The 19759-nt window shown below is 37.7% G+C and carries 21 protein-coding genes; 12 read left to right on the forward strand and 9 right to left on the reverse strand.

Annotation, left to right across the window (positions count from 1 at the left end):
* Positions 1-200 precede the first annotated feature (200 nt).
* The 3 genes from psbQ (at position 201) to P9B04_RS05735 (ending at position 2936) form a co-directional block, all read left to right on the forward strand.
* Positions 201-644: a photosystem II protein PsbQ gene (gene psbQ / locus P9B04_RS05725; RefSeq protein WP_342054040.1), complete on the forward strand. Its 444-nt coding sequence runs from the start codon at positions 201-203 to the stop codon at positions 642-644.
* 131 nt (positions 645-775) lie between these two features.
* Positions 776-1888, forward strand: a complete 1113-nt coding sequence (locus tag P9B04_RS05730; RefSeq protein WP_342054041.1) for an NAD(P)/FAD-dependent oxidoreductase — start codon at positions 776-778, stop codon at positions 1886-1888.
* A 7-nt stretch (positions 1889-1895) separates the two neighbouring features.
* Entirely contained in the window at positions 1896-2936 is a 1041-nt protein-coding gene (locus P9B04_RS05735) for a hemolysin family protein (RefSeq protein WP_342054042.1), read from the forward strand.
* A 301-nt stretch (positions 2937-3237) separates the two neighbouring features.
* Here the strand turns inward: P9B04_RS05735 and P9B04_RS05740 are convergent, their stop codons facing one another.
* Entirely contained in the window at positions 3238-3447 is a 210-nt protein-coding gene (locus P9B04_RS05740; RefSeq protein ID WP_342054043.1) for an RNA-binding S4 domain-containing protein, read from the reverse strand.
* Between the two features lie 343 nt (positions 3448-3790).
* Here P9B04_RS05740 and P9B04_RS05745 point away from each other — a divergent pair, with 343 nt between their 5' ends.
* Complete coding sequence (locus P9B04_RS05745; RefSeq protein ID WP_342054044.1) at positions 3791-4126, forward strand: 2Fe-2S iron-sulfur cluster-binding protein; 336 nt, start codon at positions 3791-3793, stop codon at positions 4124-4126.
* 50 nt (positions 4127-4176) lie between these two features.
* On the opposite strand, the gene P9B04_RS05750 is transcribed toward P9B04_RS05745, so the two are convergent.
* From P9B04_RS05750 to P9B04_RS05770, 5 genes are all read right to left on the reverse strand, one after another.
* The gene (locus P9B04_RS05750) at positions 4177-5619 is read right to left on the reverse strand and encodes a phosphoglucomutase/phosphomannomutase family protein (protein ID WP_342054045.1); all 1443 of its coding nucleotides are present in this window, start codon (positions 5617-5619) and stop codon (positions 4177-4179) included.
* Positions 5620-5671: 52 nt separating this feature from the next.
* Positions 5672-5911, reverse strand: a complete 240-nt coding sequence (locus tag P9B04_RS05755; RefSeq protein ID WP_342054046.1) for a hypothetical protein — start codon at positions 5909-5911, stop codon at positions 5672-5674.
* Positions 5912-6013: 102 nt separating this feature from the next.
* Complete coding sequence (locus P9B04_RS05760; RefSeq protein ID WP_342054047.1) at positions 6014-7165, reverse strand: hypothetical protein; 1152 nt, start codon at positions 7163-7165, stop codon at positions 6014-6016.
* Positions 7166-7275: 110 nt separating this feature from the next.
* Positions 7276-8127: a phosphate/phosphite/phosphonate ABC transporter substrate-binding protein gene (locus P9B04_RS05765; protein ID WP_342054048.1), complete on the reverse strand. Its 852-nt coding sequence runs from the start codon at positions 8125-8127 to the stop codon at positions 7276-7278.
* Positions 8128-8206: 79 nt separating this feature from the next.
* Positions 8207-10309 carry an EAL domain-containing protein gene (locus P9B04_RS05770; protein ID WP_342054049.1) on the reverse strand — a complete coding sequence of 701 codons (2103 nt, stop codon included), beginning with the start codon at positions 10307-10309 and terminating at the stop codon, positions 8207-8209.
* 202 nt (positions 10310-10511) lie between these two features.
* Between P9B04_RS05770 and lipA the strand changes: the two genes are divergently transcribed.
* Complete coding sequence (gene lipA, locus P9B04_RS05775; protein ID WP_342054050.1) at positions 10512-11381, forward strand: lipoyl synthase; 870 nt, start codon at positions 10512-10514, stop codon at positions 11379-11381.
* 13 nt (positions 11382-11394) lie between these two features.
* Here lipA and P9B04_RS05780 read toward each other — a convergent pair whose 3' ends face one another.
* Positions 11395-11577, reverse strand: a complete 183-nt coding sequence (locus P9B04_RS05780) for an elongation factor G (RefSeq protein WP_342054051.1) — start codon at positions 11575-11577, stop codon at positions 11395-11397.
* A gap of 236 nt (positions 11578-11813) precedes the next feature.
* Here P9B04_RS05780 and P9B04_RS05785 point away from each other — a divergent pair, with 236 nt between their 5' ends.
* From P9B04_RS05785 to rpsN, 6 genes are all read left to right on the forward strand, one after another.
* The gene (locus tag P9B04_RS05785) at positions 11814-12605 is read left to right on the forward strand and encodes a glutathione S-transferase (protein WP_342054052.1); all 792 of its coding nucleotides are present in this window, start codon (positions 11814-11816) and stop codon (positions 12603-12605) included.
* 160 nt (positions 12606-12765) lie between these two features.
* Positions 12766-13182, forward strand: coding sequence for a peptide-methionine (R)-S-oxide reductase MsrB (gene msrB / locus P9B04_RS05790; protein ID WP_342054053.1), 417 nt, complete (start codon positions 12766-12768; stop codon positions 13180-13182).
* 140 nt (positions 13183-13322) lie between these two features.
* Positions 13323-14453 (forward strand): DegT/DnrJ/EryC1/StrS family aminotransferase, encoded by a 1131-nt coding sequence (locus tag P9B04_RS05795; RefSeq protein ID WP_342054054.1) that lies wholly within the window; start codon positions 13323-13325, stop codon positions 14451-14453.
* A 98-nt stretch (positions 14454-14551) separates the two neighbouring features.
* Positions 14552-15142 carry a 3-isopropylmalate dehydratase small subunit gene (gene leuD, locus P9B04_RS05800; protein ID WP_342054055.1) on the forward strand — a complete coding sequence of 197 codons (591 nt, stop codon included), beginning with the start codon at positions 14552-14554 and terminating at the stop codon, positions 15140-15142.
* Positions 15143-15304: 162 nt separating this feature from the next.
* A complete protein-coding gene (locus P9B04_RS05805; protein WP_446717968.1) occupies positions 15305-16159 on the forward strand; it encodes a pentapeptide repeat-containing protein in 855 nt (284 codons plus the stop codon).
* A gap of 66 nt (positions 16160-16225) precedes the next feature.
* Positions 16226-16528 (forward strand): 30S ribosomal protein S14, encoded by a 303-nt coding sequence (rpsN, locus tag P9B04_RS05810; protein WP_300511193.1) that lies wholly within the window; start codon positions 16226-16228, stop codon positions 16526-16528.
* 41 nt (positions 16529-16569) lie between these two features.
* On the opposite strand, the gene P9B04_RS05815 is transcribed toward rpsN, so the two are convergent.
* On the reverse strand, positions 16570-16905 hold the full coding sequence (locus P9B04_RS05815) for a hypothetical protein (protein WP_342054057.1): 336 nt from the start codon (positions 16903-16905) through the stop codon (positions 16570-16572).
* A gap of 29 nt (positions 16906-16934) precedes the next feature.
* Here P9B04_RS05815 and aat point away from each other — a divergent pair, with 29 nt between their 5' ends.
* Entirely contained in the window at positions 16935-17516 is a 582-nt protein-coding gene (gene aat / locus P9B04_RS05820; protein ID WP_342054058.1) for a leucyl/phenylalanyl-tRNA--protein transferase, read from the forward strand.
* A 113-nt stretch (positions 17517-17629) separates the two neighbouring features.
* Here the strand turns inward: aat and nblS are convergent, their stop codons facing one another.
* On the reverse strand, positions 17630-19645 hold the full coding sequence (gene nblS / locus P9B04_RS05825) for a two-component system sensor histidine kinase NblS (protein ID WP_342054059.1): 2016 nt from the start codon (positions 19643-19645) through the stop codon (positions 17630-17632).
* Positions 19646-19759 lie beyond the last annotated feature (114 nt).

Below are 19759 nucleotides of genomic sequence, written 5' to 3' on the forward strand. Positions count from 1 at the left end.
GTTGGGAAGCCCACGCTATACTGCTCTTAGCAGTTAGCGTGGGAGGATGTCACTAAGTCTCTTTCTGCCTAAGAAAATTCTAAACTCAGAACATCCCTCAATTAGTACAAAAAATCTAGATAAAAACATTGACCAATTTACTCAATTCTTGAGAAAATCAACTGAGGAGTCTATTCAATATCATTAGCAAAGTTTAAACTATGCCACGTCTTCGGTCTATTCTGTCTTTATTATTGATGGCTGTAGCCATCTTTTGTGTTAGTTGTGGGGGTCCTAAAGCCTCTATTCCCACTACCTACGCCCCTGAAAAAATCGAGCAGTTGCAACTGCTAGCCGAACCCATCGAGGAAGCTCAGAAAAATTTGGATGTTCTCAAAGGGTTTATCGCGGATGAAAATTGGATTGATACCCGTACCTATATTCATGGACCTTTGGGGGGTATTCGTCAAGAAATGAGCAATTTGACCCGTTCTTTGTTGCCAAAAGATCAAAAAGAAGCGAGAAACTTATCTAAGGCTTTATTTAGTGACTTTGAACGCTTAGATGCTGCTGCCAAGGATCGTAACTTGACAGCTGCAAAACGTCAGTATGGTAAAGCAGTGGATGATTTACAAGGTTTCTTGGATTTACTTCCCACTAGCTAACTCGTCTTGGTTATTACATTTATGGGGGCATAGTATTTATGCCCCCATAACTATAGAAAATTATCACAAAAATATAATCGGCAAAATATTCGATAATCATTGATAATCAATGACTAATAACTAGAAATGATATGACTCGTATTACTATTATTGGAGCCGGCATCATTGGAGCGACCATTGCCTACGAATTAAGTTTAATTAAAGGTTTAAACATTACTTTAATTGATGAAAAAGAACCAGCATCTGGTTCTACAGGAGCAGCTTTGGGGGTTTTGATGGGTATTATTAGCCACAAAACTAAGGGGAGAGGTTGGAAACTACGGCAACTTAGTTTAGAACGCTATTCAACTTTAATTCCTGAGTTAGAAGGGCTAACAAATCGCAAAATTCCTGTTAATGATCAAGGAATTGTTATGTTACGTTTCCAGGATGATCCTCTAGAAAGATGGGAAAAGCTACAACAATTTCGTCATAATCAGGGATATCCTCTAGAAATTTGGGACAAAAATAAGTTACTAAAATACTGTCCTCAAGTTACAAATGAGCGTATTATTGGGGCTATTTATTCCCCTCAAGATCGACAAATCCATCCGAAACTTTTAACAGAAAACCTTATTTTAGCCGCTTCTCAAAATGGTGTAAATTGTCAATTTGGTGTCAAAGTTGAAAATATTACCCCAACAGGTCTAGATGATTCAAATAATGCTCAATCGTACCAGATAAAAACATCATACCAGACCCTAGAAACCGATTGGTTAGTTATTTGTGCTGGTTTGGGTTCGACTCCTTTAATTGATGACTTACAACCAATGGTTAAGATTAAACCGGTTCTTGGTCAAGCATTAAGAATTAAGTTGGATCATCCTTTAGGAGACGTTAATTTTCAGCCTGTTATTACAGGAGAAGACGTACATATTGCTCCTTTGAATGAGCAGGAATATTGGATTGGTGCTACAGTAGAATTTCCTGATCAAATGGGAGAAGTTTCGGCACAAGAAGAATTATTAGAAAATATAAAAAAACAGGCTTTTTCTTTTTGTCCCAGTTTAGAAAAGGGAGAGGTTGTTAATACTTGGTCAGGAAAACGTCCACGTCCAGATGGAGAAGCCGCACCTATAATTAAGGAGGTTCCTAACTATCCTCATATTTTATTAGCTACTGGTCATTATCGCAACGGTATCCTACTAGCACCTGCGACAGCTTTGATGATTCGAGATAAAATTTTAGAAAATAATACAGATTAAATTTATTATGTTAAATATTATTTTTGTGGTTTTAATTGTCTTAACTGGTTCAGCAATTTGTGCTTGTGCAGAAACCGCTTTATTTTCTATTTCACCGATTAGAGTTAAACAATTAGCTCAATCAAAAAAAAGAACAGCAGTAGTTTTACAGTCTATTCGTAGCAAAATGAACCGTCCTATTGCCACTATTGTAATTCTCAATAATATTTTTAATATTGTTGGCAGTATTGTCATTGGAAGCTTAGCCGCTAAGGTTCTAGGAGATGCTTGGTTGGGATTATTTTCTAGTGTTTTAACATTTTTAATTATTGTTTGTGGTGAAATTGTACCGAAAACTGTTGGAGAAAGATATTCTGAACCCATTGCGTTAGCTGTTGCCATTCCTGTACAGTTTTTAACGGTTATTTTTACTCCTCTAGTGTGGTTGATGGAACAAATAACTTCCCCTTTTACTAAACAGAGAAAGTTAGCAACAACTAATGAAGCAGAAATACGTTTTTTAACCACTATTGGTCACAAAGAAGGTGTGATAGAAGACGACGAAGCGGAGATGATTCAACGAGTCTTTCAACTTAATGATTTAACCGCAGCTGACTTAATGACTCCTAGGGTTATTGTTACCTTTTTATTAGGAAACTCCACTTTAATTGAGTCTCAACAAGAAATTATTATTTCTGCACATAGTAGAATTTTAGTTGTGGACGAATCTATTGATCGCGTGATTGGATATTGCCTCAAAGACGAATTATTAACTGCAATCATTAAAGGTAGAGAAAATCAAAAAATTAATCAGTTAGTGCGTCAAGTTTATTATGTCCCTGAAACTATTAAAGCAGATAAGTTACTGAAGACTTTTCAAGATACTCATGAACATTTGATGGTAGTTTTAGACGAATACAGTGGAGTTGCAGGAGTAGTAACTTTAGAGGATGTTTTAGAAGTATTAACTGGAGAAATTGTTGACGAAACTGATCGTATTATTAATTTACAGGAAATTGCTAGAAAAAAGCGTAAAGTTTTATTGAGTTCAAGAGGTTTAGATATTTAGTCGTATGTAACTTCAGCAAAACTTATCTATCTAACAAGAAATTTAAACCTTATTATTGTTCCTTTTTAAGAAAAGAGCGGGCATAATAGAAAGGGTGAAGGAAAAAGGGTGTTTTTTCTATGGAAATGACTAATCTGCAATTATGGGTAATGTTAGTTATAAACGGTTTATTCTGCTTGCTAGTCCCGAGACTATTAACAATTAGATGGGGTACTATATTCTCTGGGAAAGATAAATCTTCTATAACTGTAACCCAAGAAAGTTAAATATAGTCTTTTGAATGAAAATAAATAGGAAAAACTTACAAACTAACCTCATAATGTTTGCCATTAAAAGTGACTTTATCTCCCACAACTAATTGTCGTCCCCGTCGTGTCTCCACATAACCATTAACCATTACTTCTCCCCCTTGAATTCTTATTTTTGCTTCACCACCGCTTTGCACTAAATTTTGCCATTTCATAAACTGTCCGAGTCTAATCATAGCAGAATTGTTGTCTTTACTAATCATATCTAAGCACTACCTTTATAATTCTTGAATGTGCAATGTTCCTGCATAAATTTTCTACATAAAAGATAACACAAAAAATACATTTTTGTTTGCGTAAGGATGCTTCCAATGACACAAAAATTAAATAACTCTCATCTCAATGACTTTAAGTTCACTGTCACAAATACCTATAACAGCAATTTTATAATTACCTAAATTATTAGCAGACCACAAAAAAGTAAAGCGATTATAGAAATACGACGATGTTAGCAATTATGATGGTTTTAGGAATTATCTTAACTGGATAGTCAATTTTTTTCCATTAAAATAATGTATAATCAGGAAAAAACTGATAATTTATCCTATGTTTAAAATTGTTGCTCAAGGAAAAACTATTACTTGCAGTGAGGGTGAAAATTTACGCCTTGTTCTTATTAGGAATGACATTGATCTTCATAATGGTAAAGCCAAAATAATAAATTGTCGAGGAATCGGAAGCTGTGGAACTTGTTCTGTGGAGATAGAAGGTTCAGTTTCCGAAGCTAACTGGAAAGATAAAGCAAGACATTCTTTTCCTCCCCATTCCCCAGAGAAAAATCGCCGATTAGCTTGTCAAATAAAAGTGCATGGAGATTTGAAATTAACTAAATACGATGGGTTTTGGGGACAAGGTGATGAGGTAGTTTGGACTGCTGAATAATCTAAATTCGCTAGGGATAATTAATCAATTATCCCTAATGGTAAAAAAAATTAAACAGAACTAGCCCAATCTTTTGCCCAATTTAAGGTTTGATGCACTTGTTTAGTGGTTAAAGATTCGCAGTATAATCTAAGAACAGGTTCGGTTCCACTAAAGCGAATGAGTAACCAACTACCGTCAGTTAAACGGTGTTTATAGCCATCTTTAGTATCACAACTTTCTACCTTTTGCCCGGCAACTTCTGTTAAAGGTTCCGTTTCTAAACGGTTTAATAATTTGGCTCTAACCTCCATATTTGCTAAGGGTAAATCTATGCGATCATAGGCGTTATTAAAGTCTGTTTTTTCTTGTAATTGTCCATAGTATTGTCCCAAATCTTGCCCGCTTTCTACCACTGCTTCTAAAACATATAATGCAGATAAAAGGGCATCTCGTTCAGGAATATGGGTTCCATAACCGATTCCTCCCGATTCTTCACCTCCGATTAAAACCTCAGCATTTAACATTCTATCCGCAATATACTTATAACCGATAGGAGTCTCATAAATAGGCAAATTGTACACATCTGCCAGACGGGGAATTAAATCGGAACCACTGACAGTTTTAATAATTTCTCCAGTGAACCCTTTTCGTTTAGCTAAATGGTCAATTAGGATAGGAATTAGGATTTGAGAACTAAGGAAGTTTCCCTGTCCATCCACCGCCGCAATGCGATCGCTATCTCCATCGAATACTAATCCCACTCTTAAACTTTTATCCCCTTGACTTGCAAGGGTTTTTATGCTGGTAAATAATTTGCTTAAATAACGGGGTAGCGGTTCCGGTGCGCCTCCTTCAAACAAGGGATCACGATCGCCATTAATCTCTTCGATAGGGCATCCCAACAATCTTTCTAACCCAGTGGCAGCAGCACCGTGCATTACATCGGCAAACACCTTTAATTTCCCTGCTTTAATTGCCTCTTGAATGCCCTTTATATCAACTTTTTTCTGCAACCCTTGACAGTAGCTTTCCCAAGGGTCAAAACTGCTTAAAGTGCCAGGAGAAGCAGAGAATGTAGGGGGATCAACAATCAACGCTTCGATTTGTTGGGTAATGGCTGGAGCAACCGAGCCACCGAAAGCCCCTTTAACCTTTAATCCTAAATACTTAGCAGGGTTATGACTGGCGGTTAAAACAATCGCTCCTAGTGCGTTTTGTGCTTTGGCAGCCCAACTAAACGCGGGTGTCGGGGCATAAGATTGGGATAAAATGACATCGTAACCCGCTTCGATGATAGCCTTTGCCGTCACTTCAGCAAACTCTTCAGCTAAGAAACGGCGATCGTAGCCCACAATAATTTTGCGATCGCTGCCAGATGGTCCGTAATTCTCTTCTAAAATTTTAGCAGCCAAAGGAGCCAGCATAGCGACTCTTTCAAAAGTAAAATCGGCTGCTATTACACCACGCCAGCCATCGGTTCCAAACTTGATCGGATTTTGAGTAAATGCCATAGGAATGATGATAATTTTTTACAATATATTATGAGAGTTAATGACCTTTGACTCAAGTAGTAGTGGCATCATTTTTATTATCTTCTTGCTCCTCTGTCACAGTCACTAATGCTGCATCATTTTGATCATCTCCTTCCTTCTTTGTCACAGTCACTGATGCTGCATCATTTTCATCATCTCCTTCCTCCTCTGTCACAGTCACTGATGTTGCATCATTTTGATCATCTCCTTCCTCCTCTGACACAGTCACTGATGCTGCACCATTTTTATTATCTTCTCCCTTCTTTGTCAAAATTACTAATGCTATCGTACTAATTGATGGCTCATCTTCTCTAACTGCGCGAATAATAACTTGATTTTGCTTATCTTCTGGTGTTTCATCATCAAATTTTTTCTATTCTAGCTGACCTTCCCCGTTAGTTTCACAATAATACCCTGCTTTAGGGGGAGCAATAAACATACCTGTTGCTGCATCAATGGTTCCCGTTTTTGGATGAGAAAGAATACTCCATTGGACTTTAACATCTGGAATAACACTGAAATTGCAATAACTCCCATATTCAACTTTTTCAGCGCAGGGATCAATATCAATATTTCTGACGGTTTGATCCCAAGCATCTTTGAAAATAGCGGAAACAATTAAATTGAGTTGGCTAATGGCAACTCTATTAAAATACCCCAAAATAAACGCCAGCGATACTAACACTTTTGGACTAATCTCTGATAGTTGTAAAGAAAATCCTGCAATGTTGAGATTGGAAGCATTTAAAACCCATAAAATGCTTAAAGAAATAAAAGGCCCCCGTAGAAGAAATGAATAGTATTGTCGCTTATGACGTTGCAGATAATTTTCTGCTCGTCTTTTATTTGCTTCATTACCCTTATCTTCTCCTTCTTGATTATCTTCATTACCTTGGTTATTCTTGTCCTCTTTGATTTTATTATCCACTCTTAGTCTATATTCAGCTGTTTGCTGAATTAAATACAGGAGAGTCCCAAAAAGAGTCCAACAAATAACTTCAACCCACTTTTTATTATTTGACCAAAATAGCTCACGTCCTGTGAGTATTGTTTGCAGATTAATTAGGTTATTTCCAATATTTTCTAAAATCTTGTCTTTCTCTTCTTCATTTTCCAAATCTTTTATCTTGTTGAAATCAATAATAATTTTTTCTAAGATTTGGTCTATTTCATTAGCATTTGGAATAAAAATTTCCTGCGAAAATACTTTTAATTCCGATTGTAATTCTTCTAATTGTTCTCCTGAGTTCTCAACTTGTTCATCGGTCGGTTCTGGTTTCGAATTAAATAGTTCTTTTTGTATATCAGAAATTGTTTCTGAAGTTGATTCTACAATCTCCGTAGCTTCAGTGGATAACGTGGGTTTCGGTTGATCAATCCAATGCCAATAACCATAACCTCCCAATCCCACAATGAGTAAAATGACAAACTCACCAACGGTCGCTTCTTTTGAACGAAAAAAGATTGGCCATGTTTTCTTCTCTTTTTTTCTTTCAGTCTTTTTGCTAGTATTTTGCTGAGACATTTTTAGACTACTTGATAGTAAGTGATTACCCTTAAAACAACATTCTAATATAGGTGAATAATCAAAAACATGGATTTTAGCAAAATTTAACACACTGTTCTGTTGTAACTTTAATTATGCTTATTTGCTTGCTCACTGATAGGGTTAATAAGAGGACGAATCTCCTTAAAAATTTCAGTTTGATCCTCGGGTAATTCAGCAAATTTTGTGGTTTTCTCAAATTGCTCTAAAATTTTTTGTCCTGACTCGCTTTCATTCATTTCTAAGAGAATCTTTTTCAGTCTAATTACTTTGCTTTCAGATAGAGTAGGAGAAATAACTAACAGATGGCGAGGCACTGATTTAGTTTCAGCAATAATTATAAATTGTTGGCGAGTTTCTTCGGGTAGCTGTTCAAAATCAACGGAACCCATAGCAGCTGCCGCCACACGACCACTAATTAACCATTGCAAAGAATTATTATCACTACCACTAAAAATATAGCCAATTTCACTATCCGAAATAAATTGAGTATTGGAAGTTTTTTCAGTCAAATTTAATCCTTGTTCTTTTAAATAAAGATAGGGAAGCATATACCCAGATGTAGAAAAATTTTCTTCAAAGGCGATTGTTTTTCCTTGTAGATTATTTGTTTTTTTAACTTCTTGTTTCCGAAGGGCAATAATAACGCTTTTATAAGAGGAAACACCTCCTTTCCAGCGACTTAAAATTACTTGAGCATCGGATGCTTCGCTAACCAAAAAAGCAGGATAAGGACTGTCAAAGTATAACTCCACTTTTCCCGACTTTAGCCATTTTGACATTGTTTCCATATTAGGGGCAACTTCAATTTTTCCTAATGTGTTTTTGTCCTCATTTATTTTCTGAGTTAAATGATCAGCGAAAGGTTGAAATATCTCAAAAACTTCTGTAGGATCATCAGAAATTTCTCCCAAAATAACAGGCTTTGATGAAGTTTTCAAAGGAACATTTGAAGTATCTATTTTAATAGATTCCCGCTGACAACCAATCAGTATGGGGATTATTAATAGTGTAAAAGCTCTACTTATAAACTGAGTTAACATAGTCATTAAATTTTCCAGTTATAGAATAAGATTCAAATAAAGAATTAAGGGTTTGTTCAACCGAGTTTATATTTAAAGGCTTAGAAAACATATATCCTTGAGCATAGTTTGCTCCTAAAGATTTAATTAAATCAAATTGTTCTGAGGTTTCTATCCCTTCTGCTAAGGTTTCCATACCTAAAATATTGCCGAGTTTAATAATAGCTTCAATGATCTGGAATTCCCTAGGATGTGATTCTAATCTACTGACAAAACTGCGGTCTATTTTGAGGACATCGATTGGTAATTGCTGGAGATAGTTAAGAGAAGAATATCCTGTTCCGAAGTCATCAATAGATATTTTCAATCCCAGTTTTTGTAGACATTGTAATTTAAAAGATGCCGACTCTATATTATTCATAATTGCTGTTTCTGTAATTTCTAAATTTAACTGATTTGCTTTGAGATTACTCTCTTCTAAAACTCTTTTAACTTTGTCAATAAAATCGGGTTGATTCAGTTGACAACTTGAAATATTAACACTAATTTTTAATGGTTGAGGAAAAGGAAAACGACTTTGCCAAAGACTCATCTGATGACAAGCTTCCTGCAAAACCCATTCTCCCAAAGGAACAATTAATCCCGTCTCTTCTGCAATAGGAATGAAGGTTCCTGGAGATAGACATCCTTGGGTAGGATGATGCCATCTCAATAATGCTTCAAAGCCAATTAATTGAGATATTGCCAAGGAAATTATAGGTTGATAATAGAGATAAAAGTCTTGTCTTTTTAAGGCCTTTCTGAGACTAGTCTCTAGGTCCAATCTTTCTAATGCTTGAGTTTGCATTATGGGTTGAAAAATAGCGTACTGAGCTTTTCCTTTTTGTTTTGCGTGATACATTGTAATATCTGCATCCCGTAGTAAATCATCAGCATTTTCGTAGTTTTCTTTACTCATCACAAGGCCAATACTCATAGTAATGACTAATTGCTGAGTGTTTAATATTAAGGGTTGACTCATTTTTTCTAAAATGCGATCAGCAATTTTAATTACTTGTTGAATATCATCAATATTTTTAACTAAAATAACAAATTCGTCCCCTGCTAACCGAGCAGCAAGATCATCTTTTCTAATACAAGAATCTAATCTTCTAGCAATATTAATTAAAACTTGATCCCCCACATCATGACCCAAACTGTCGTTGATAAGTTTAAAACGATCACAGTCTAAAAAAAGAACAGAAAAATTATAATCATTATTTACTTTTTTCTTTTTAATTTCTGATTCAATTTCTTGAATAACATAAATACGATTGGCCAAGCCAGTTAAGTTTTCATGAAAAAGATCGTGCTGTAATTGTGTATTACTTTCTTGATATTTTTTGAGGATTTCTTCTAAGCAATCGCTCATTTTATTAAATTCTTTGGCTAATAAAGAAAATTCATCCCTATTTTCTAAATTAATTCTGTAAGTAAGATCTCCTTCTGTGATACGGTTAGTGGCTTTAATTAACTGACTAAGAGGAGACGTAAAAGAATGGCTAATTACAAGAGCAATGATGACACCGCCAGAACAGGCAAAAATAGAAATTAATAAACCCTGATAGCGCACAGCTACAATCTTTTCTTGTAAAGGCTCTTTTGATAGTTTAATAGCAATCCCACCTACTATCTGTTGTCCAAATATAATTGGTTTTGCTGCTAGTAAATAATTATTATTTTGTTGGTATATAGGAATTCCGCTATTGATGATTTGTTTACCCAAATCATCTGGTTGAGCTTCTAGAGTTAAATCTCCTTGTGTTGATTCAATTATCAGTCTACCTTGGGCATCGAAAACACAAACCACTTCGATTAAAGTTTGGTATTCTCTAAATTGTTCTACGGATCTAACAATGGTATCTACATCCAAAGAATATAGGGAGTTACGAAGTAGAACATCAACAGAATCTAAAAATAACTCTCCTTTTTGTCTAATATTAGCTTGATAATGTTCTTGCTCTTTTTTAATAGATAGAAAAGTTAGTCCACTGGTTATTCCTATGACAATCAAGGTTATTGATAAAGTTAATTTTGCTCGTAGGGAGAAAAGGTTAAACATTGTCAATACTAAACTGTTAATAATATGGTCTTAATGTTTGCTTAAATATATAATAGAAGTCAACAATGTAACAATATTACCCTCAAAAATTCCACGGGGTAACAGTCACATCAACCAAAAATGAAAAAGATTCTATTTTTAACTACGGGGTTTTTTGATAAGATCAACATAAGATTATATTTAATGTAGAGACTTTTTTAAAATGACGGTTAAACCCCAGTGGTTACGGGTAAAAGCTCCCCAATGGCAACGAGTTGGTAGTGTTAAAGAAATATTACGGGATTTAGGTTTAAATACAGTCTGCGAAGAAGCTTCTTGTCCCAACATTGGAGAGTGTTTTCAGGCAAAGACAGCAACTTTTTTAATTATGGGACCTGCTTGCACTCGTGCTTGTCCCTACTGTGATATCGATTTTGAGAGGAAACCCCTAGCTTTAGACCCACAAGAACCCATCAATTTAGCCGAAGCGGTGCGTCGTTTAAGTCTTAACCATGTGGTCATTACTTCAGTCAACCGTGATGATTTACCCGATGGTGGAGCCTCTCAATTTGTAGCGTGCATCGAGGCAATTCGTCAAGTTTCTCCACAAACCACCATTGAGGTATTGATCCCAGATTTATGCGGTAACTGGCAAGGGTTAGAAATTATCTTGGAAGCTAAACCAGAGGTTCTTAACCATAACACAGAGACGGTTCCCCGTTTGTATCGTCGGGTTCGTCCTCAAGGCAATTATGAGCGATCGCTTGCTTTACTACAAGAGGCAAAAAACCTCGCCCCGAACCTCTACACCAAGTCTGGCATTATGGTAGGGTTAGGGGAAACCGATGCAGAAGTACGTCAAGTCATGGAAGATTTACGCGGGGTTGACTGCGATATTTTAACATTGGGACAGTATTTACAACCCTCTGCTAAGCATCTAGGGGTAAAAGAGTTTGTAACTCCCCAAAGTTTTGCAGCGTGGCAGACTTTTGGGGAGTCCATTGGCTTTTTACAAGTGGTTTCCTCTCCCTTAACCCGCAGTTCTTATCATGCTGAGCAGGTTCGAGAATTGATCAATCAACACCCTCGATAAAATAAAAGTATCATTAAAAATATTGATGAATATAGTTGTCTAAACAACTCAGGGAAGTAGTTGTTGAGGATGAACCTTTCTCGTTACTATCAAAAGCTTGAACAGTCTTGTTATTGATGCTATCTTCATCAGTCCCTTGAGATTGTTTGCTGGTGTACAAAGTTAGCTGTAACCATTTGGGTAGGGTAAGATTCACCTTGACTTCCTCTTTATTGACATAAACTCTAGCCTAGAAGACCTTGTTAAGTCATGCTCCCCCCTAATGAGTCATCCTAATGGGTGAATTTTATAAAAATTTTCTTATCGACCATAGAGAAAAATAGAGATTTTCACTCCATAACGGGCCAAAATATGAACTTTTGTGACAAATTTTTTTAAAAACGTTACAGTATAAACGGACTTATAATAACAGTTGGAGAGAGAGGACACTTAATGCTGGAACTCTATCAATTCGAGGTTTCTCAGTATTCTGAGAAAGTGCGTTTGATTTTAGATTATAAAGAGTTGGAATATCGTAAAGTAGAAGTTACTCCAGGAGTAGGACAACTCGATCTTTATAAAATGTCGGGTCAGCGACAAGTTCCTGTACTAAAAGATGGGGATGTTATTGTTGCTGACTCCACTGAAATTGCTTTTTATTTAGATAGAAAGTATCCAGAGAAACCCATTATTCCCACTGATCCCCTCAAACGAGGACAATGTTTATTGATAGAAGAATGGGCCGATGAGTCTATTGGAAATAAAGGAAGACTTGCTCTGATCGGTGCTTTAAATAAAAATCCAAATTTCCGAACTTCTGTTTTACCAAAAGAAGTTCCTGACTTCTTAAAAAATATTATTAGCGCAGTTCCTGGGGATTTTTTGAGTGTTTTAGGAACAGGAGTTGGTGTGGGTCCTGATACGGTCAAAGAAGCCACTAAGGCACTCAAACAAGACTTAGAAGCTCTTAGTCTTATCTTAGAGCAACAACCCTACCTAGTGGGAGATGAAATTACCCTAGCTGATTTAGCGGTAGCAGGACTAAGCATCATCTTAAAGCAACCTGGGGGAGATTACTTAGAGATTCCTGATAACCTCAAAGGAAAAGGAATTCCTGGGTTAGCGGACAACACTGCTTATGATGCTTTCTTCCTCTGGCGGGATCGCCTTTACATGGACTATCGAAAGCCCCTTGTTTCTAAACCCTCTGGGGACGAATCTCCTACTAGTATAGAGATAGAGTAGGTAAAGACTAGAAGTGTAACTCTAACTTGTGTTTTCTGATCACCATTGTCTTAAAATTAAAAATACCTACCTATTTATCTACGGTGAAAATTAGATTCACCTTCAACAATCTACTTTTAAAAAACTAACATTCCTTATTGATTATTTAGGCAAAAACATCATGACAACATCCGACAAAGAATTTAAAGTCAACAAAACTGAACAAGAATGGAAAGAAATCTTAACCCCTGAGGAGTTTAACGTTTTATTTAAACACGGCACAGAAAGAGCCGGTACAAGTCCCCTCGATAAAGAATATGGAGAAGGGATTTATGAGTGCGCTGCTTGTGGAATACCCTTATTTACTTCAGAGACAAAATATAACAGTGGCACAGGTTGGCCAAGTTTTTATAAACCCATCGAAAATGCCATTGAAACCTCTGTGGATCGTTCTTTATTTATGACAAGAACAGAAGTACATTGTAGCTGTTGTGGTGGTCATTTAGGTCATGTATTTGGGGACGGCCCCAAACCCACAGGACAACGGTATTGCATGAACGGAGTGTCTTTGAAATTTCAACCAAAAGGCGATAAATAAATCAAACTCAGATTTCTAGGGATAACAGGTAACTGAGTAAACTCAATTACCTGCTATCCCTCCCTTGATCTTCAAAATGTACCTTGCTTCCCTTGCTCTCCCTTTGGTACACTCAACTAAAAAATGCTGTTAAGATGCCAGTGAATACCATCCCCCCTGTAGATTTAGTCCGTCAATACAAAAATATTAGCGACGAAATTGATCGTGCTGTTCTCGAAGTTGTGCGTTCTGGTCGTTATATCGGTGGTGCCATCGTCAGTGACTTCGAGGAACAACTAGCCGAATATGTAGGTACTTCTCACTGTATTAGTTGTAACTCAGGAACCGATGCCCTCTACTTAGCCTTACGAGCTTTAAACATTGGTGCAGGGGATGAAGTTATCACCACACCTTTCACGTTCATTGCCACCGCAGAAACCATCAGTTTAGCGGGAGCTAAACCCGTTTTTGTCGATATTGAGAGAAACACTTTCAATATGGACATCTCAGCCATAGAAGCAGCCATTACCCCCCAAACCAAAGCCATTATACCCGTTCATCTCTTTGGTCAACCCGTCAATATGGCTCGTCTGATGGACATTGCCCAAAAACACAATCTCTACGTTATCGAAGACTGCGCCCAAAGCACAGGGGCAAAATGGGGAGGTAATATAGTAGGAAATATCGGTCATGTGGGTTGTTTTAGCTTCTTTCCCACCAAGAATCTAGGTACTTGTGGAGACGGTGGAGCCATTACCACCAATGATCCTGCCATCGCCCAAACCATTAGAGTTATCAAAGAACACGGTTCAGCCCAACGGTACTATCACGATGTAGTAGGGATCAACAGTCGTTTAGACAGCATCCAAGCAGCTATTCTAAGGGTTAAACTATCATATCTCGAGCAATGGAACGAGCAAAGAAGAGAAGTTGCCCGACGATATCATCAACTATTAGCCTCCATTCCCAACATACAACTTCCCCAAGAGACTAATGGAGGTGATCACGTTTGGAATCAGTACACCATTCTAGTCAAAAATCAGAGCAGTCAAGAAAAAACAACCAGGGATGATCTTAGAGAAAAGTTACAAGAAAAAGGGATCATTTCCATGATTTATTATCCTATTCCTTTACATTTGCAAAAGGTTTATCAAAATTTAGGCTACAAAAACGGAGCCTTTCCCATTGCAGAACAAGCAGCAGAGGAAGTGCTATCTTTACCCATGTTCCCCGATATTTCGGTTGAAGAACAAGAACAAGTTGCTTATGCTTTAGGAGATTACTTTAGTTAAACTTTCTCTAACTTCTTGGTGTTAGTCACGGACTTAAGGCCTATCATAAAAAAAGGACTTACTGATCAGTAGCCGTACCAGAAAACAGGTAGCCATTAATGAACCAAGTCAAATCAGTTTTCGGGCGAGGTATTCCCCTCACAGGGGACGATATAGATACCGATCGCATCATCCCCGCTCGATTTTTACGTTGCGTCACCTTTGACGGGTTAGGGGAACAGGTTTTTGCCGACGATCGCACCCAACTAAAAGGGGAACATCCCTTTGATCAGCCTCAATATCAAGGAGCAAAAATTTTAGTAGTCAATGCTAACTTTGGTTGCGGATCGTCACGAGAACACGCACCCCAAGCTATTATACGTTGGGGAATCAAAGCCATCGTCGGGGAAAGTTTCGCAGAGATATTTTTTGGTAACTGTATTGCCAACGGCGTTCCCTGTGTCACAGCAGATCCAGAAGCAGTCAAAACTTTACAAACTCAACTACAAAGTAATCCCCAAGCTGAAGTTACCCTCGACTTAGACACGAAACGAGTTCAATGCGATAATTGGGCAACAGACATTTTTATGGGAGAAGGTTCCCGTCAAATGCTCCTCGAAGGAACTTGGGACAGTTGTGGACAATTGATTCAAAATATGGAACCAATTAAAGAGACAGCCCAAAAATTACCCTATCTAGTTTGGTCATAGAAGGGATAATAAAATGACCGACACAAACATAATTTATGGTTTCCGTGCAGAACATTGGATGTTGACGCATTAATTTGGCAATATGGTCAGGGAAAGAGAGATTTTAGCCGGCTAGATCTCCCGCGAATCGAGTTAATCCGAGAAACTCTGGTAGAGATCAATTTGAGCCGAACTTCCTTAGAATGGGCAAATCTAAGCGGAACGAATCTAACCAAAGCCAATCTAAACCGTGCAGACTTAGTTTGTGTTCGTTTAATCAGTGCAATATTAGTGGAGGCTGATTTAACAGGAGCTAACCTCCAAGACGCTGACTTAAGTTGGGTGAACCTGAAAAATGCTCGTTTAGTGAGTGCTGATTTGAGGGGAGCTAATCTCAAACAAGTCAATCTTAGTTATGCCGATCTCAGAAGTGCTAATCTCGCTGGAGCTAACTTGAGCGGAGCAGTTTTAAATGGGGCAAAATTAAATCGTGTGGATCTCAGTGAAGCAAACTTGAGTGGAGTCAATCTTAGTGGGGCTAATTTAAGTCGCGCTGATCTTAGCTATGCCGATCTCAGAGAAGTAGATTTAACCAATGCCAATCTCTACAAAGCCGATATTAGTCAAAGTAAACTCTACAATACCGATTTCCAAGAGGCAGTGTTACAAGGGGCCAATTTTAGTCGGGCTAACTTAAAAGGAGCTAATTTAGCAGGGGCAATTTTACGAGAAGTGAATCTAAGTCTGGTGAATTTATCTGAATTTAGTTTACTAGAAGTTACTGTAGCCGCTGAAATCGATTTGAGTTCTGCTAACTTACAAAAAGCAAACTTACAGGGAGCAACCTTACGCCATGCTAATTTAGGCTATAGCTTACTTCACCGCACTTTTCTCAACGATAGTATTTTACGCGGTGCCAACCTAATCGACGCATCTTTGAGCGGGGGTAATTTTCGTAATGCTGATTTCCGAAACAGTAACATTAGTCAAATTAACTTAACCGAAGCTACTATGCCCGATGGCAGTGTTCACCCTTGAAAAATATATTTTTGAGATATAATGGAGAATGGTGTATTTAAATGGAAAATCTTAAATTGAAGTGCTATGGCTAAAAAAAGCATGATTCAGCGCGAAAAAAAGCGCGAACGTTTAATTGCAAAATATGCTGAAAAACGGGCAGCTCTCAAGGAAGCTTTTGAAAACGCAGAGGATTTTGAAGAAAAAATCGAGATCCATCGTCAAATTCAACGCCTTCCTCGTAACAGCGCACCCAGTCGCCACCGCAACCGTTGCTGGTTAACTGGTCGTCCGAGAGGATATTACCGTGATTTTGGTTTATCTCGTAACGTTCTCAGAGAATGGGCTCACGAGGGTTTACTGCCTGGAGTTGTTAAGTCTAGTTGGTAATGCAACACTAGAATCAGGGCATAGTAAGGATTATGCCCTTTTTAGCTTTGCCCACAACAGCGATCGATCCCTAAACTATCGAGAATCAGATCACTAACAGCGTTCGCTACAGCAAACTCACTAAAAAAGCTTTCAGTAAAGTCAAAAGCTTGCATTTCTGTAACGATGGCAATCACCAAACTACCAAGATCGTTTTCTCCTTCGAGTCGTTGACGCACAAAAATTTGAGCAGCCCTTCGAGCAATGGTTTCATTGACTTGTTCGGGGATAAACTCTTTATTAAGCCAGTTTTGCAAAGCAATCTGTAACCATTCTCTTTCTTGTTGGGGGTTACGGATAGGAGGTAAAGTAATAGAAGAAATAGGTTGAGCTGTCATAACAATGGATTAACTGCGGAAAATCAAGGATGGAACTTACCAAAAATATAGACCCCATTATACAGGGATATGCCCAGGGTTACTTTTTAATGGGGGATGAGAATGATGTGTTGGGATGGTATTCTAGCCGTAAACGTGCCATGATTCCCCTAGATTCGCGTTTCCGCTATCCAAAATCCTTAAAACGAGTTTTAAATCAAAATGTCTTTTCTGTGGCTATTGATCGGGATTTTCTAGGAGTTTGCCACGGTTGTGCCGATCGCGAAACTACTTGGATTGCGCCTGAACTTATCGATATTTATTACCATCTACACCTAGCAGGATGGGCCCATAGTTTTGAAACTTGGCGAGGGAACGAGTTAGCAGGAGGAATTTTAGGCATTACCCTTGGAGGTGCTTTTATTGGGGAATCGATGTTTTTTCGTATCCCCAACGGTTCAAAGGTAGCTATGGTTAAACTGGTAGAACATCTAAGAGCAAGAGGTTTTATCCTCTTTGATGCTCAATTGCAAAACGACCATTTAGCTAGATTTGGTTCCTATTTAATCAGCGATCAAGAATACCGCAAATTGTTACAAAAAGCCGTGAAAAGTCCCTGTGTTTTTGTTTAAAAGCTTATGGAGAATTTGTCAGCACTCCTGACTCCTAACTCCTAACTCCTAACTCCTGACTCCTAACTCCTAACTCCTTCCCCCGAAGGAGCAATAAAATATAGCAACCCGACTTACTGCATAACAGTTCTCGGTAGTATTGTTTCATTGTTACACCCTTCTGATAAGGTACAATTATCTTCGTAAAGAGCTAAGTCAAACCAAAAAGTTGTACCGATTCCCACTTCACTAATCAAGTTAATCTGACTATGATGTTTATCGATAATATTTTTAACAATTGATAGACCTAAACCTGTTCCTTCGAGGGTATGAACTCTATTCTCCACACGGAAAAAGCGTTCGAAAATCGCCGCTTGATCTTCGGGAGCAATACCAATCCCTGTATCAGATATTTCTACTCGAACGCAGGATTTATCGTTAAGCTGTTTCACCTGTGTTTCAAAGTGATAGGCGCGAATGACAATTAGTCCTCCAGGGGTGGTAAATTTTAGGGCATTTCCCACTAAATTAGTAATGACCTGCAATAATAAATCATAATGTCCCAACACTAGAGGCAAATTTTCCTCAACTTCTCTGTTTAAAACTAACTCTTTATCTTTGGCATTGAGTTGATAAGTTCTGAGGGTTTGTTCGATTAACTGAGATAAATCTACCCCGTCTAAATGGTAGGTTTTAGAGGATTCTAAACGAGATAAATCTAAGACATCGTTGACTAGTCGAGCCAGGCGATCGGTTTCGTGATTTGCAGTTTCTAGAAATTCCTTTCTTTCTGTTTCTGTTAAATCTTCCCCAAATTCCGAGAGGGTTTCTATAAAAGATTTGATATTAAATAAAGGGGTTCTTAATTCATGGGATACATTACTAATGAATTGGCTTTTAGCTTCGTTTAATTCTACTTCACGAGTGATATCTTGTACTGTCATTGCTATTCCTTTTAGGGTTTCTCTTTGTTGGTCAAAAACCTGAGTCAATAAAACTCTGACAATTCTGGGTATAGGTTGACTGATATTAATGCGATATTCTCCTGGGTTAATTTTTGATGGTAAAGATTGATTCTCTGAAGCTTCATCGGACTCTATTACATCGGAATCAGCGGTTTCCTGTTCCATCATTTGTTCTAGGGGTATTTGTAATTGCTCTGTTAATTCTGAAGGTAAAATTTCCAGGATATTTTCCCCAATAACGTTCTTGGTTTCCCAAACGAACATCCGTCTAGCTGTGGGATTTACTAATAATAAGTTGAGGTTGGTATCTAATAAGATTGCTCCATCCACAATGGTAGAAACTAATGTATCTAATTTCGCTTTTTCTGCGGTTAATTCCTCAATGTTTTGTTCTTCGTAGCGTTCAAGACGCTCGGCCATTTCGTTGAAGCTAAAAATTAATTCCCCCAACTCGCCACCGAAAGGAAGATTAATTCTTTGTTTGAAGTTTCCCGCAGCAATATTTTTAACCCCCACTAATAATTCTTTGATGGGACGGGTAATGGTCAAAGCATTAAAAACAGCCCCTAAAATGACCATTGCCCAAATAGCCACAAACACTGCAATGGTAACGTCTCTGGTTAAATTAGAAGAATTAACCACTGTTGCATTGGGGTTGGTCCCAATAGCCAAAAATCCCAATTTTTTCCCTTGGTATCTCAGGGGAACAAAAACATCCGTCACTTCCCCATTGGGACTTTGATGTTGTCTGACTAAGGGGAGACTGTCATCGTCAAAGGAAACATCTGGCAGTTGTAAACGACGTTCAATAGTCAGGGAATTTTGGAATTCAGCCGATGAGTAGGGAATGCCAAATAAAATCTGACCCGTTTCGTCGGTGTAAATTATGTAACGTATACTGCTGGTACTTTGATAAAAGCGACTGGAAAAACGAGCCACTTCTGTTAGATTTTCTTCAGCCACCAGGGGGGTAACATTAGAAGCCAGTAATAACCCTAAATCTCGACCGAAGCGGGTATCGTTTAATTGTGCGTCCTTCTGAATAGTATTAACAGCCCAAAAGGTTAAACCACTCATAAACAAGGAGACGGCGAGAGTTGCCGCCGCCATCAGCTTGGTTTGCAGGGTAAATTCTGACCACCAACGTCTGAGAATCTCTTTGATTTTGTATAGGAGATTAAACAAGGCTAACTCACGTCGGAACTTTACAATAAATAATTAATTTCCTACCATATTATCTTAACCCGTCAAGACCCTAGAGATAGGATTGAACAAGGAGCTAAAAAAATATTTTTTTCT

It is taken from the genome of Crocosphaera sp. Alani8 (assembly GCF_038442745.1).
In the GTDB taxonomy this organism is placed as follows: domain Bacteria; phylum Cyanobacteriota; class Cyanobacteriia; order Cyanobacteriales; family Microcystaceae; genus Crocosphaera.